This is a genomic window from Acidimicrobiales bacterium (assembly GCA_016794585.1).
Lineage (GTDB): Bacteria > Actinomycetota > Acidimicrobiia > Acidimicrobiales > DATDAH01 > JAEUJM01.
The window spans coordinates 163,133-176,837 of the sequence record JAEUJM010000018.1; the positions used below are offsets into that span (position 1 = coordinate 163,133).

Consider the following 13,705-nt stretch of genomic DNA (forward strand, 5'->3'; position numbering starts at 1 on the left):
CTACCGGTCCGATCCCCACGACGCCTACATGTGGATGCGGGCCAACGAGCCGGTGTACCGGGACGCCGCCAACGGGCTGTGGGGGATCACCCTCCACGCCGACCTGCTCGACGTGGAGCGGCGCTCGGACGTCTTCCTGAGCGGTCCCGCCTATCGCGCCCTGCCCTCGCCCGACGAGACGAACATGATCGCCCAGGACGATCCCCGCCACCAGCAGCAGCGCCGCCTCGTCTCCCGCGAGTTCACGCCCGCGGCGGTGCGCACCCGCGCCGACGAGATCCGCGGCCTCGTCACGAGCCTCCTGGACGAGGCTCTCGGCGGGGACGGGGAGACGGGCGCCGGCGAGATCGAGGTGATCGACCAGCTCGCCGCCCAGCTGCCGGCCCGCCTGACCTCACGGCTGCTCGGGTTCCCCGAGGAGCAGTGGCGCGACCTGAAGAGCTGGTCCGAGCGCCTGATGCGCCTCGACTCGATGGAGAAGGACCCCGACGTCGCCATGGGGGTCATCACCGCCTGCTTCGAGTTCAACACCCAGCTCGACGACCTGCTGGCCGAGCGCACCGGGTGTCCCATGGACGACCTGCTGTCCACCTGGGCCAACGCCGAGATCGACGGCGAGCCCCTCGACCGGATCTCGGTGTTCCACGAGACGGGCCTGTTCATCTCGGGCGGGTCCGAGACCACCCGCACCGTGATCGCCCACGGCCTGCGGGTGCTGTGCGACCACCCCGACCAGTGGGAGCTGCTGGCCGAGCGGCCCGACCTGGTGCCCACGGCCGTGGAGGAGCTGATCCGCTGGGTCACGCCGCTCAACAACTTCTTCCGCACCGCGGCGGTCGACACCGAGGTGGGTGGCCAGGCCATCGCCGCCGGCGACCGGGTGATCCTCCTCTACCCGTCGGCCAACCGGGACGAGGCCGTGTTCGACGAGCCCTTCCGCTTCGACGTGACCCGCAACCCCAACCACCACGTGGCCTTCGGCTACGGGACCCACTTCTGCCTCGGCGCCAACCTGGCCCGCCAGACCCTGCGCATCCTCTTCGAGGAGCTCCCGCAGCGCATCACCGACCTCCGGGTGGTCACCGAGCCCGACGTCGAGCCAAACCTCTTCGCCCGCGCGGTGCGCAGCTTCACCCTCGGCTACCAGCGGCGCTGACCCGCCGGCGGGACCGGCAGCGGCCGAGGTCGGCTGGCGAGGGGGCGGTCGTGGCGTCGCCGGCGGAGACCGGCCCGGCGAACCGACGGGTCGTTGTCCGCGGTGCGTCAGTAGGCGCCGGGCGGGCTGGACCCGGTCCGTGGTGCGCCTGTGCGGGTGAAGCGGACGGCGGCGCTCCACGGGCCGCCCAGGGAGCGGATGTCGGGTTGGCTCGGTGCGTCGGACCAGACCGCCGGCGGGATGGCGGCGAGGGTGGCGCCGGACACCGCGCCGCCGCGGAGGCGGAAGTCGCGCGGCGCCCGCCCGGGACGGATGAGGCGGGGCTCCACGTCGTTGATCAGGTTGTCCCGCCGCAGCTGCGCCTCGTTGCACGTCTGGTTGGCGTCGGTGCACGCCGTCGACCCCTCGACGCCCAGTGGGTGATCGACGGGCCCGTTCCAGATGACGTTGCCGGCGATGCGGAGGTCGTCGTCGCCGAACGCCGGATCGGGCACGTTCGTCCCCGCCGGCGGGTCGACCGGGCCGCGCAGGTCGAACTGCTGCCACTGGCTCCGGAACGGCGCGCGGTTCTCGACGAGGTTGTTCAGGACGTAGACGTGGCGGTTCGGGATCACCTGGCCGGCATCGCCGCTGGACGGTCCCCAGCCGCCGGCGGCGTTGAGCGCCGAGCAGGTGGTGGTGTCGCCGTCGCAGCTGCGCCCCCCGTGGACCACCTCGATCACGTGGGAGCGGGCCCCCACCCGGAACATGGTGTTGTGGGCCAGGAGGATGTCGAAGCCGCCGTTCACCCCCCGCCCGGCGCCGTCGGTGTCGTGGACGATGTTGTTGACCACCTCGATGCCGTAGGCCTCGTAGTGGAGCCAGGGCGAGGTCATGAACTCGAAGCCGGTGCCCTGACCGGCCGAGAACCCGCCGGTGCCGCAGTGGTGGAAGCGGTTGCCGGCGATGACGAGGTGGGCCGAGCCGCCCTTGGCGTACATGCACCAGTCCTCGCCGTGGTGGATGTTCGAGCGCAGCACGTGCCCGTGCTGGACGGCGACGAAGTCGACCGGGTTCTCGTACGACCCCGAGATGTTGCTGTCCTCCACCTCGATGTGCTGCGACTGGTTGACCTTCAGCGCCTCGTGCATGTTGGCGCCCGCCTCGATGCGCACCCGCAGGAAGCGGACGTGGTCGCCCCGCTCGAGGTGCACGGCGCTGTCGCTCGCCGCCGGGTGCCCGCCGCCGGCCCGGAAGCGGAGGCCGTCGAAGGTGAGGTGGGCGACGTCGTACATGTTGAGGCCGCCGTCGATGGTGACGGTCCCCGGACCGTCGGCGGCCTCGATGGTGATGGGGGCGTCGGCGGTGCCGTGGTTGCCCTCGAGCCAGCCGTTGCGGATCGAGCCGAAGGGCACCACGCCCGGCGTGATGCGGATGCGCACGCCGGCGGGCGCCAAGCGGCCGGGCACCCGGGACCACGCGGCCCCGAGGGTGCGCAGGGCGTGGACCCGATCCGCTCCACTGTTGGCGTTGCGCCCCCGCACCGGGTCGACCCAGAGCACCGCAGGCGGCGCGCCCTCGACCGAGGGCGGGTCGGCCGCAGACGGGGCGGCCAGCGGTGTGGGGAGCGGTGTGGGGAGCGCCGACGCCGGGCTCAGGCCGATGGCGGCGACGAGCACGACGAGCGCGCTCGCCCCGATCGCCGCGGGGGCGAGCGCGGAGCGACGAAGGGTGCGGCGGGGTCGAGCGGCGGGCCGGGCCATCCCGGGAGGATCGGCAGCGAGGCGGGCCACCCTTACCCCGCCGTCGCGCCCCGGCCCGACCTCGTCCGAAGGTGGAGGCGACAGCGTCCGGAATCCGGACGCGCTCGCCTCCACCTTGCCGTGGCCTGGCCGTGACGGGAACGGACCTCCGGCCCTGTGCCGGGTGCCACCCGTCGGCCACACTGCGGGCATGGCCTTCACCCTGCACTCGCCCGAGGAGGGCGCCGCCCTCATCCGCGACACCGACCGCCTCGGCGTGCCCCTCGGCCCCGGCCAACCCGTGGGCCTGCTCCACGCCCTGGGCAAGCGCGAGCGCTTCGACGACCTCGTCGTCTTCGGTGCCCTGCTCGTCGATCTCTACGAGCTCTTCACCCGGCCCGGCGTCCACCTGCTCAGCGGCTTCTACGGGCCGGCCGAGCGGTTCCTGCTCGACTCGGGCGCCGACATCCAGTTCGTGCCTTCGGACTTCCGCCGCTTCACTCCCATCCTCGAGCGCATCGCCCCCCGGGTCGTCGCCACCGCGGTGTCCGCGCCGGACGAGGACGGGTGGATGAGCCTCTCCGTGCACGCCGGCGCGTCGATCGCAGAGCTCAACCGGGCCATCGCCGACCCCGAGCGGGTGGTCATCGCCGAGGTCGTGGCCGATGCCCCTCGCACCTTCGGGCTCATGCCCGAGCACCCCCACCGCCTCCACTACGACGACGCCGACCTGGTCATCGAAGGCGACCGTCCGCTGTTCGTCCTGCCCGACGCCGTGCCCACCGAGGTCGACGAGGAGATCGCCCGCCACGTGCGACCGTTCATCACCGACGGCTGCACCCTCCAGACCGGCATCGGCGGCATCCCCTCGACCATCGCCCGGCTCCTCGCCAACGACAACGGCGGCGACTACGGCGTGCACTCCGAGATGTTCACCACGGGCCTCATGGAGCTCCACAAGGCGGGCAAGGTGACGAACGCCCACAAGGGTCAGTTCGAGGGCATGTCCATCTCGACCTTCGCCGCCGGCACCACCGACCTCTACGAGTGGCTCGACGGGAACGAGGACGTGCGCTTCCTGCCCGTCGACGTGGTGAACTCGCCCGAGGTGATCGCCCGCAACCGCAAGGTGGTCACCATCAACGGGGCCCTCATGGTGGACCTTTGGGGTCAGGCCGTCGCCGACACGCTGGGCAGCCGCCAGTTCTCCGGCATCGGCGGCCACGAGGACTTCGTGTCGGTCGCCGGCCTCGAGCTGGAGGATCGCAGCCTGATCTGCCTTCCGTCGCGGGCCCAGGTCAACGGCCAGCCCGTCTCGCGCATCCTCGCGGCCCTGCCCGAGGGCACCGTGGTCACCACCCCGCGCCACCAGCTCGACATCGTGGTCACCGAGTACGGCGCCGCCTCGCTGCGAGGGCGGACCGTGCGCGAGCGCGCCCTCGCGCTCGTCGACGTCGCCCACCCGGACGACCGCGACGAGCTGCGCGCCCACGCCATGACCCTCGGTTGATCCCGGCAGCGAGCGACCGCCCGGCGACGTAGGTTCGCGCCATGGCCGTCATCGAGACCGAGGCCCTGACGAAGCGCTTCGGCGCGCTCGTGGCCGTGGCCGACCTCGACCTGACCGTCGAGCAGGGCGAGGTGTTCGGCTTCCTCGGGCCGAACGGCGCCGGCAAGACGACCACCACCCGGCTGCTGCTCGACGCGCTGCGACCCACGTCGGGCTCGGTGCGGGTGCTGGGCGGCACCGGACGCGATCCGGCCGTGCGGGACCGCATCGGCGTCCTGCCCGCCGACCTCCACTTCGATCCCCGCCTCACCGGCCACGAGCTGTTCGCCTACCTCGGTCGGCTGCGGGGCGCCGACGGCGGCGCGGGTGCCGAGGTCGCGGCCTTGTGCGAGCGGTTCTCCCTGGATCCCGGCCGGCGCATCGACGAGCTGAGCACCGGCAACCGCCGCAAGGTCGGCATCGTCGCCGCCTTCGCCCACCGCCCCGAGCTGCTGATCCTCGACGAGCCCACGAGCGGCCTCGACCCGCTGATGCAGGAGGCCTTCCACGACCTGGTGCGGGAGCGCCATGCGGACGGCGCCACCGTGTTCCTCAGCTCGCACCTGCTCCCCGAGGTCCAGGAGATGGCCGACCGGGTCGGGCTCATCCGTGAGGGGCGCCTGCTCGACGTCGACACCGTCGCCGACCTCCTGCACCAGCGCCTCCAGCACCTCGAGCTCGAGCTCCCCGAGCCGGTGGGGCCCGACGCGTTCGACGGCGTGCCCGGGGTGGCCGGCGTCGAGGTCAACGGCACCGTGGTGGCGCTCGAGGTCGAGGGCGCGGTGCACCCGGTGCTCGCCCGGGCGGCCGAGCTCCGCGCCGAGCGCATCACCAGCCACCAACCCGACCTCGAGGACGTGTTCCTCGCCCGCTACCGGCACGCCGCGGAAGAAGACGGGGCTCGGGGCGACGAGGCGGCGCCGTGAGCGTCTCCCGTGCGCTCGCCGTCGGTGGGCGGCTGCTCGCCGATCGCCGCCGGGCGCTGCTGTGGTGGTGCGTCGCCTTCGTGGCCTTCATCGAGGTGAACGTCGTCTTCTACCCGAGCGTGAAGGACCAGTCCGAGTTCGACCAGATGATGGAGGAGCTGCCCGACAGCCTGCGGGTGCTCACCGGGGTCACCGGCGACCTGTCCATCACCAGCCCCGTCGGCTACCTCCAGAGCCAGCTGTTCGCGATGTTCTTCGCCCTGCTCCTCCTCATCTTCGGTGTCGGCCTCGCCGCCAACGCCATCGCCGGCGCCGAGCGCGAGGGTCGGCTGGAGTATCTGCTCGCGCAGCCCGTCACCCGGCTGGAGGTCGCGCTCGGTCGGTGGTTCGCCATCGTCGTGCTGATGACGGTGCTGATGCTGGCTGGGCTCGCCTCCCTCGCCATCACCAATCCGATCGTCGGGCTCGACGAGGGCATCCCCTTCGTCAACCTGTTGGCGGCGTGCATCCAGAGCCTGCTGCTCGCCCTCGTCTTCACCGCAGCCGGCTTCGCGGTGGGTGCGGCCACGGGCCAGAAGGGCGAGTCGCTGGCGGTGGCCAGCGCCCTGGCCACGGTGGCGTTCCTCGTCAACGGGTTCGGCGACCTCGTGTCCGCAGTGGAGAAGGTGCGCTTCCTCTCGCCCTGGCACTGGTTCGCCGGGAGCGACCCCCTGGTCAACGGGTTCACCCTCGAGGGGACCGTGCCGGCGCTCGTCCTGATCGTGGTGCTCGTCGCCGTCGGCCTCTGGCGCTTCGACCGTCGCGACCTGCGCTGACCCGGGCTCAGCGGGCGTCGGACGCCGGCTGGGAGCGCTGGCGGTCGAGGGGACGGGCATCGGCCCACTCGATGTAGCCGCGGGTGCGGTCGAGCGCGTACGAGCCCTGTCCGTCCGGCTCGGTGAGCTCGCCGGTGATCTCGTAGCCGGCGACGTACCCGGCCCCGAGGCCGTACACCCAAGGGGTGTCCACGGTGGCTTCGAAGCGGCCGATGGGGCGGCCGCCGTCGCTGATGGTCCAGCGCACCCCGTCGGGGACGACCATGCGCCGACCGTCCGGGGTGGCGAGGGGCTCGGCCGCCGGCGTAATGGTCAGCGCCGCCTCGTACCGGCGGCTGCCGGGACGGTCGGTCGAGCGCACGGCGGCGAACGCGCCGAGGTCGAGGCGGCGCAGGCGGTTGCGACCGAGCAGCAGCTGGCTGGTGTCGTCCAGGTTGGCGATCTGGTAGGTGAACTGGTCGATCGGGACCTTGAGGCGGGCCAGCCACGGTGAGTCGGCCAGGTTGTAGATGGAGCCCGAGCCGCCGTACTCGTAGGTGCACATGCCCGCCACCGGGGTTCGCTCGCCGGCGGTCGCCACCCAGCCCTCGTAGCGACAAAGGAGGCTGTAGTGGTCGTAGAACCGGCTGCGCACGAACCAGGTGACCGTCGGCGTGGCGGTGACGGCGAGCTCGGCGGTGAACCCCGTCCCCGGGTAGTCGGCCTCGACGCGGAAGTCCGGGTACGTGCCCGACAGCGTGAGGTGGTCGCCGAAGCGGATGAGGGACCCGTCGGGCGCGAGCTCGCAGTCGTCGCGCACGGAGTACGCCTCGAAGTGGCCCATGGTGGCGGTCGCCGACACGAACGTGGCGGTGTTGCGGGGCGAGCCCTGCATGAGGTGGTCGTTGTCGAACACGGCGGCGCCCGGGGTGCCGACGATGCTCATGACGTCGAAGTACGCGTACGGCTCGGGCAGGTCGGGGATCATGACGCCGTAGTGGGCCCAACCACGGGTGCTCGAGCCAACGTTCGGGTGCAGGAGGTCGGGGCGGTCGAAGGCGAGGCGGTTCGCCGCGGTCGAGCGGTCGCCGATCCGTGACAGCCGCGCTCCCCAGCCCCCGCTCATCGCCCCGATCGTAGGCGCGCCCTCGGTGTGGGCCCTTCCGCCTCCGTGTCCGATTCCCGCCAGTATTCCGACCGGGGTCGTGCGACGATGCTCCCGTGATCGAGGACTTCGAGCGCTGCTACCGGGCCGTGCAGAGCCGCGACGCCCGCTTCGACGGGTGGTTCTTCACCGCCGTGCGCACGACGCGGATCTACTGCCGGCCCAGCTGCCCGGCGCTCACGCCCAAGCCCGGGAACGTCACGTTCCACCCGACCGCGGCGGCGGCGCAGGCCGCCGGCTACCGGGCCTGCCTGCGCTGCCGGCCCGACGCGTCGCCGGGCTCGCCCGAGTGGAACCTGCGGGCCGACCTCGTGGGCCGGGCCATGCGCCTCATCGCCGACGGGGTGGTCGACCGCGAGGGGGTGCAGGGCCTCGCCCGGCGCCTCCACTACAGCGAGCGCCACCTGCACCGGCAGCTCGTGGCCGAGGTCGGCGCCGGGCCGCTCGCCCTCGCCCGGGCCCAGCGGGCCAACGCCGCCCGGCTGCTCATCGAGACCACCGACCTGCCGCTGTCGCAGGTGGCCTTCGCCGCTGGCTTCGCCAGCATCCGCCAGTTCAACGACACCATCCGTGAGGTCTTCGCCAAGACCCCCAGCGAGCTGCGCGCCCGCCGGCAGGGCCACGACGAGGTGACCCCGGGCTCGCTGACCGTCCGCCTCCCGTTCCGGGCGCCCCTGGACGGCGCCGGCCTCCTCGCCTTCCTCGCGATGCGCACGGTCCCCGGCGTCGAGGAGGTCACCGCCGACGGCACCTACCACCGCACGCTCCGGCTGCCCCGCGGCGCCGGGGTGGTGTCGGTGCGCCTGCCCGTCGAGCCCGACGACCGCCACGTGGTGGCGACGTTGCGCCTCGACGACCTGCGCGACCTCTCGGCGGCGGTCGAGCGGACGCGCCGCCTCCTCGACCTCGATGCCGACCCGGTCACCGTCGACGGGCACTTGGGCGCCGACCCGCTGCTCGCCCCGCTCGTGGCGGCGGCGCCCGGCCGGCGGGTCCCCGGGACGGTGGACGGCGCCGAGCTGGCGGTGCGGGCCGTGCTCGGCCAACAGGTGTCGGTGGCCGGGGCCCGCACCATGGCCGGTCGGCTCGTCGCCGCCGCGGGCACGCCCCTCGGCGAGCCCGTCGGCGGTCTCACCCACCTGTTCCCCGCACCGGACCAGATCGTCGGCGGCCTCGACGCCCTCGGGATGCCGGCCGCCCGCAAGCGCGCCCTCGCCGGTCTCGCCGAGGCGCTCGCCGGCGACGACTTCGTGCTCGACCCCGGCGCCGACCGGCCCGCCACCGAGGCCCAGCTGCTCGCGCTGCCGGGCATCGGCCCGTGGACGGCCTCCTACATCGCCATGCGGGCGCTCGCCGATCCCGACGCGTTCCTGCCGAGCGACCTCGGCGTCCGTCACGCCCTCACCGCCCTCGGGGAGGCGGCGGACCCGGCGGCCGCCACCGCCCTGGCCGAGCGGTGGCGCCCCTGGCGGGCCTACGCCCTCCAGCACCTCTGGGCCAGCCTCGGCGCCGCCCCTGCCGCCGCCGGGAATGGGTCCACCCCCACCGTCACACCCGCGCCGTCTGCCGAGCGCCACGGGTCGCCCCGCCCACCCGGCAGCTCCCGACCGGCTCGATCGTCGGGTCCCGCACCCGCCCGCTCCACCCGTCCCCGAAAGGACCGCTGATGTCGATCACCACGATGCAGACCGCCACCGTCCCCACCCCCGCCGGCCCCTTCACCGTCGTCGCCGACGGCGTGACCGTCCACGGCTCGGGCTGGACCGAGGACCCGGCCGAGCTCGTCGCCCTCATGGCGCCCGCCCTGCGCCCGGACGCGCTCGACGCGGTGGCCGACCTCGGCCCCGTCACCGATGCCGTGGCGGCCTACGTGGACGGCGACCTCGGCGCCATCGACGCCGTGGCCGTGCACCAGCGGTCGGGACCGTTCCTCGTCGAGGCCTGGGAGGTGCTGCGCACGGTCCCCGCCGGCGCTCCCGTCACCTACGCCGAGCTGGCGGCCAAGGCGGGTCGTCCCGATGCCGTCCGGGCAGCGGCCAGTGCCTGCGCTCGCAACGCCGCCGCCCTGTTCGTCCCCTGCCACCGGGTCATCCGCACCGGCGGCGGCCTCGGCGGCTTCCGCTACGGCCTGGAGGTCAAGCGCTGGCTCCTCGACCACGAGGCCGCCGGCGCCTGATCGCCCGACTGCTCCGGGTCTCCCGATGGACCCGGACAGGAGGTGGTGTCCTCGAAGAGAGCCCTCTCACGTGACACCTGTGGCGATCCGAGTCGTCATGGGACCACAGGAGACCAAGGGGGCGGCCGCTTCGGACGCCAGTGACGCGGCGAGGCGCGCGCCGGTTCGTGCCGCCTATGAGCGCGAATGGTGGTGGCGTCGTGAAAGCCGCAGCCTGACCGCCTGACGCTCTCGATGAGCCGGATGGCGGCCCGGCGGGCCGATCGGCAGTCCTGAACGGTTGGCTAGTGTGGGCTTCGTGGGCACACGCTTACCGCGTAAGGCGCGGGAGTACATCAGAGGTCGGCTTCGGCCTACGATCACCCATTTTGCACGGCTCGAGGTCGACCGCTCGCTCCGGTACTCGCCGCTCTTGCCGGCGAAGTCCATTCCGCTCGAAGGCTCAGATGGTGAGGTGGCCATTGGGCGCGTCGACCGGCCGCCGCCAGGGGAGTTCCCCATCCCCCCCCCCGCGAGTTGTGGGAGCACGAGGATTACGAGACGACTGGTGCTGGACACGCGTCCTCAATCCGCGCTGTCATGCGCGACCTCGGCTACCCGGCGCCATCGTGGGGCTCGGTGCTGGAACTCGGGTGTGGATCCGGTCGCGTCACTCGACACTTCTCCGATGTCGCTGGTGCGACGCAGGGTGAGTTCTGGGGCGTCGACATCAACGAGAGTTCGATCATCTGGTGCCAGCAGCACCTGACGCCTCCCTTCAAGTTCGCACCGTGCTCGACGCTGCCACACCTGCCATTCGAGGATGGGCAGTTCGGATTCGTTTACGCGACGTCTGTCTTCTCCCACATCTCTGAGATGGCTACGTCGTGGCTGCTCGAGCTCCGGCGAACCCTTCGCCCCGGGGGGCATCTGTTCATCACGATCATGGATCAGTCCTACATCCGGCGGGTCCAGGAGTCGAGCCTCGACCACTGGACTACGCAACTGGTCCGCGATCGCGCGGATGACCTCCAACAGCTCGGGATCACCGCATCGATGCTGTCTATCGGGCGTGCATCGAAGGACGCGATGGTCTACTACGACCGGAGCTATGTCCTCGAGACCTGGGGGCAGTTCCTCGAGATCGTGGACGTACGTGAGGACGCGTTCGACTTTCAGACAGCGATCGTGCTTCGCAAGTAGCGGTCTTCCTTTTGCTCGACCTCTCTCTGGAGATCTCTCGTGTGTTCGTGACGCATCGGGGCGCCGTGGGACTGGCCGGTGGTGGGTCCGGGTTCAGACCGTCGTCGATCGACCTTCGGTGTGGTCGGCGTCGACCTCGGCGCCGACGAGGACCGAGCCGGCGCCGAGCCAGAGCCACAGCAGCACGACCACGACGCTGGCCAGCGAGCCGTAGGTTCGGCCGTAGCGGGCGAAGTTGGCGGTGTAGACCGAGAACCCGACCGAGCTGACCAGCCAGCAGAGCGCGCCGATCGCCGGCCCCGGCGTGAGGTGCAGGCGGCCGTGGCCGCCGCCCACGATCCGGTACAGCGCCGACAGGGCGCCGGCCATCAGGAAGTAGAGCGCCGGCCAGCGCACGGCGTCGGCCAGCCAGCGCCCGGCGTCGCCGAGGTCGGACGCGCCCAGCCAGGGGGGCACCACCACCGTGACGAGACCGACGACCACTAGGAGCACGATGGCGCCGACGGTCAGGGCGAGCGACAGGCCCCGCTGCTCGACGAAGCGGCGGGGGTGGCGGCCGTGGGCGATGTCGATGCCCCGCACCAGGCTGTTCATCCCGGTCGACGCCGTCCAGAGCGCCACCAGGGTGCCGAGGACGACGGCTGCGGTGCGGCTCGTCCCCCCGCCGGCGGCGATGGCGCGGACCTGGGAGAGCACGAGCGAGCGCACCTCCTCGGGGACGGCGCCGGCGCGCTCGGCGACCTGCTGCTCGATCTCGGCGGGGTCGGCGAACACGCCGTAGAGGGTGATGGCCACGATCACCGTGGGGACGAGGGCGAGGAATGCGTAGAAGGCCACGCCGGCCGCCACCAGGGGCAGGAAGTGGTCGTCCGCCCGCCGCGTGGGGCGCCGGGCGGCCGCCCCCCCACGGGCCGGTGGACGTGGGGGCACCGGCCCTTGCTACCGCATGGCCCCGCTCAGGGGGCGATGCGGAACACGTCCGCGGCGATCTCGCCGTTCTCGAGGTCCGTGTTGCGGGTGATCAGCCGGCTGAGGCTGACCCGGAAGTCCACCCCGTAGCGCTCCCGGATGGTGCGCAGGCCCGTGTCGTTCTCGTAGTAGAAGCGGTCGCCGTCGCGCAGCGCGGTGAACTGCTTCTTCCACATCGCCGCCTGGAGCGCGCCGAACTCGCTGCCGCGGAGGTGGGGCTCGGCGACCATGCCCACGAAGGCGTCCACCTCGTCCACCGAGCCGTAGATGGCCCGCAGCCGGGCGGCGAGGGTGGTGCGCCGGATCGCCCGGGTGGGCAGCCCGGTCGCCGGCACCGTCTCGACGATGTCGAGGATGTCGGGGTCGTCGATCGGGTTGGCGGCGTCGATCTCGGGATCGGCCGGGAACTGGTCGGTGGCCTCACCGGTGAGCTGGGTGAACGACGTGATGCGGGGCAGCCCGTAGGCGGCGCGCAGGTCGTTGTAGGACGGGATGCCGTGGTCCCGGGCCCGGGCGATGTCGATGGCGGCCAGGTCGACGACGCCCGAGAAGCACTGGGTGAGGTCGGACTGGTCGTTGCACTGGGTGGCCGGGTCGGTGACGCCGGGGCCGGGAACCTGGAACATCACGCTGCGCAGCTGGTTGTCGAACTGCTCGTCGTTGGCGTACTGCACCTCGGCGCCGAGGCTGGCGAGTACGCCCTCCACGCCGACGAGCTCCAGCAGGTCCGGGTTGCCGAACGCGACGTTCAGGGGGATGGCCAGCTCGAGGGCGTCGCCCACGGGCTCGACGGCGACGCCCTGGGCCTCCAGGGAGTCGACCTCGTCGGGCGTCAGCTCGTCGGCGCCGACCTCGGCCTCGAACTCGCCGTGGATCATGCTGTGGGCGCGGTAGCCCACCGTGGCGAACTCGTTCGAGACGGTGGCGTCCACCCGCTGGTCGTAGCCCCGGTAGCGGGGGAGGTTGATGCCGAGGGCGGGGAGGAACTCCCGGTAGGTGATGTACTGCTGCTCGGCCATCACGATGCGCCGGGCGATGTCGAAGCGGCGCTGCGCGCTCAGGCTGGTGGGCAGCCGATCCACGATCCGGTTGTGCTCGCGGGCGAACAGCGTGTGGATGGCGGTGAGGCCGATGTTCTCGTTGGCCCGCACGTCGCCGGCCACGGCGGCCTCGTCGGTCGTGCCGGTCAGGCGGCCCATCAGGTCCATCGTCGGCGCGATGGACGAGTCGCCCCGCTCGTCGCGCCGGGGCAGGTTCCCGTCGGCGTCGAGGAGCAGGTGGGGGCCGTTGTTGGCGAGGTTGCCGTCGACCGGGCCCTCGCGGAGCCACTCGAGGCGCTCGGTCGTGCCGCCGTAGACGTTCCACGCGTCGAGGTAGGAGCTGACCGTGTTGACCTGCTGGCGGGCGCCGGACCCCGACGCCGCGGCGTCGCGGGTGAACTCGATGGCGCCGAAGTCGTTGGTGAACTCCTCAAGGGGGTCGGCGGCGTCGAAGGCGAGGTTGGCGGACTCGGTGCCGCCCTGGGCGAGGCCGAGGGCGTGGTCGAGGAACTGGCCCCAGGCCCAGCCCCACTGGGTGACCCCACGGGCCGAGAAGAGGTTCTGGCCGGTGTCGTTGAAGATGCGGTTGCTGACGTAGCGCGGTGAGGCGCCGTCGGCCATGGCGGCCGCGCCGTCGGCGTAGGCGGCCGCGGCGACCCGCGAGTAGGCCTGGCCCGCGGCGCCCTGGTTCGGGCGGCGGGCGTTGTTCCCGGTGCCGTTCAACGACGGCACCACGAGCCGCGCCGTGGCGCCACCGCCGCCGCCCTGGCCGCCGGGGCGAGCGGCCTCGGTCGCGGCCTCGTCGGTTTGAGCGCTGGCGGTCGTGGCGCCGGTGACGATCGTCGCAGCGAGCGCGAAGGCCACGGCGGCCCGCGCCCGGTGGCGTCGGGTGCGCGGCGTTCGTCGAGGTGGGTTTCGGTGCATGGGATCCCCTTCCGGGAGGTTGCTCTCGGGTCGGCCCAGCGCCGGCGGGCGCCACGGGGATACGGCGACGAGCACTCAGGTTCCTCTCAGGTGGCCTCCGTAC

Annotated in this window: 11 protein-coding genes; 7 read left to right on the top strand and 4 right to left on the bottom strand. The window is 72.6% G+C overall.

Features of this window, described 5'->3' with window-relative positions:
* Positions 1-28 precede the first annotated feature (28 nt).
* Positions 29-1,156: a cytochrome P450 gene (locus tag JNK12_10815; protein ID MBL8776418.1), complete on the top strand. Its 1,128-nt coding sequence runs from the start codon at positions 29-31 to the stop codon at positions 1,154-1,156.
* A 107-nt stretch (positions 1,157-1,263) separates the two neighbouring features.
* Here JNK12_10815 and JNK12_10820 read toward each other — a convergent pair whose 3' ends face one another.
* A complete protein-coding gene (locus tag JNK12_10820) occupies positions 1,264-2,898 on the bottom strand; it encodes a right-handed parallel beta-helix repeat-containing protein (GenBank protein ID MBL8776419.1) in 1,635 nt (544 codons plus the stop codon).
* A gap of 190 nt (positions 2,899-3,088) precedes the next feature.
* Between JNK12_10820 and JNK12_10825 the strand changes: the two genes are divergently transcribed.
* Genes JNK12_10825 through JNK12_10835 form a run of 3 tightly spaced genes read left to right on the top strand, consistent with a single transcriptional unit; the run spans position 3,089 to position 6,167 of the window.
* A complete protein-coding gene (locus JNK12_10825) occupies positions 3,089-4,387 on the top strand; it encodes a 4-hydroxybutyrate CoA-transferase (GenBank protein MBL8776420.1) in 1,299 nt (432 codons plus the stop codon).
* A 41-nt stretch (positions 4,388-4,428) separates the two neighbouring features.
* Positions 4,429-5,352 (top strand): ABC transporter ATP-binding protein, encoded by a 924-nt coding sequence (locus JNK12_10830; GenBank protein MBL8776421.1) that lies wholly within the window; start codon positions 4,429-4,431, stop codon positions 5,350-5,352.
* Positions 5,349-6,167 carry an ABC transporter permease subunit gene (locus JNK12_10835; protein ID MBL8776422.1) on the top strand — a complete coding sequence of 273 codons (819 nt, stop codon included), beginning with the start codon at positions 5,349-5,351 and terminating at the stop codon, positions 6,165-6,167. Before JNK12_10830 ends, JNK12_10835 begins: the two co-directional genes overlap by 4 nt.
* Positions 6,168-6,174: 7 nt before the next feature.
* Here the strand turns inward: JNK12_10835 and JNK12_10840 are convergent, their stop codons facing one another.
* Positions 6,175-7,272: a hypothetical protein gene (locus JNK12_10840; GenBank protein MBL8776423.1), complete on the bottom strand. Its 1,098-nt coding sequence runs from the start codon at positions 7,270-7,272 to the stop codon at positions 6,175-6,177.
* A 95-nt stretch (positions 7,273-7,367) separates the two neighbouring features.
* Here JNK12_10840 and JNK12_10845 point away from each other — a divergent pair, with 95 nt between their 5' ends.
* From JNK12_10845 to JNK12_10855, 3 genes are all read left to right on the top strand, one after another.
* Complete coding sequence (locus tag JNK12_10845; protein ID MBL8776424.1) at positions 7,368-8,978, top strand: DNA-3-methyladenine glycosylase 2 family protein; 1,611 nt, start codon at positions 7,368-7,370, stop codon at positions 8,976-8,978.
* A complete protein-coding gene (locus JNK12_10850; protein ID MBL8776425.1) occupies positions 8,978-9,487 on the top strand; it encodes a methylated-DNA--[protein]-cysteine S-methyltransferase in 510 nt (169 codons plus the stop codon). Before JNK12_10845 ends, JNK12_10850 begins: the two co-directional genes overlap by 1 nt.
* Positions 9,488-10,066: 579 nt before the next feature.
* On the top strand, positions 10,067-10,669 hold the full coding sequence (locus tag JNK12_10855; protein ID MBL8776426.1) for a class I SAM-dependent methyltransferase: 603 nt from the start codon (positions 10,067-10,069) through the stop codon (positions 10,667-10,669).
* A gap of 93 nt (positions 10,670-10,762) precedes the next feature.
* Here the strand turns inward: JNK12_10855 and JNK12_10860 are convergent, their stop codons facing one another.
* Complete coding sequence (locus JNK12_10860; protein MBL8776427.1) at positions 10,763-11,599, bottom strand: YihY/virulence factor BrkB family protein; 837 nt, start codon at positions 11,597-11,599, stop codon at positions 10,763-10,765.
* Positions 11,600-11,625: 26 nt separating this feature from the next.
* A complete protein-coding gene (locus JNK12_10865) occupies positions 11,626-13,542 on the bottom strand; it encodes a hypothetical protein (GenBank protein ID MBL8776428.1) in 1,917 nt (638 codons plus the stop codon).
* Positions 13,543-13,705: the final 163 nt, after the last annotated feature.

Bases quoted from the DNA above. Each gene is read 5' to 3' on its own strand.
- JNK12_10855 (MBL8776426.1), top strand. From the start codon at position 10,067: ATGCGCGACCTCGGCTACCCGGCGCCATCGTGGGGCTCGGTGCTGGAA.
- JNK12_10825 (MBL8776420.1), top strand. From the start codon at position 3,089: ATGGCCTTCACCCTGCACTCGCCCGAGGAGGGCGCCGCCCTCATCCGC.
- JNK12_10820 (MBL8776419.1), bottom strand. From the start codon at position 2,898: ATGGCCCGGCCCGCCGCTCGACCCCGCCGCACCCTTCGTCGCTCCGCG.
- JNK12_10830 (MBL8776421.1), top strand. From the start codon at position 4,429: ATGGCCGTCATCGAGACCGAGGCCCTGACGAAGCGCTTCGGCGCGCTC.
- JNK12_10850 (MBL8776425.1), top strand. From the start codon at position 8,978: ATGTCGATCACCACGATGCAGACCGCCACCGTCCCCACCCCCGCCGGC.
- JNK12_10815 (MBL8776418.1), top strand. From the start codon at position 29: ATGTGGATGCGGGCCAACGAGCCGGTGTACCGGGACGCCGCCAACGGG.
- JNK12_10840 (MBL8776423.1), bottom strand. From the start codon at position 7,272: ATGAGCGGGGGCTGGGGAGCGCGGCTGTCACGGATCGGCGACCGCTCG.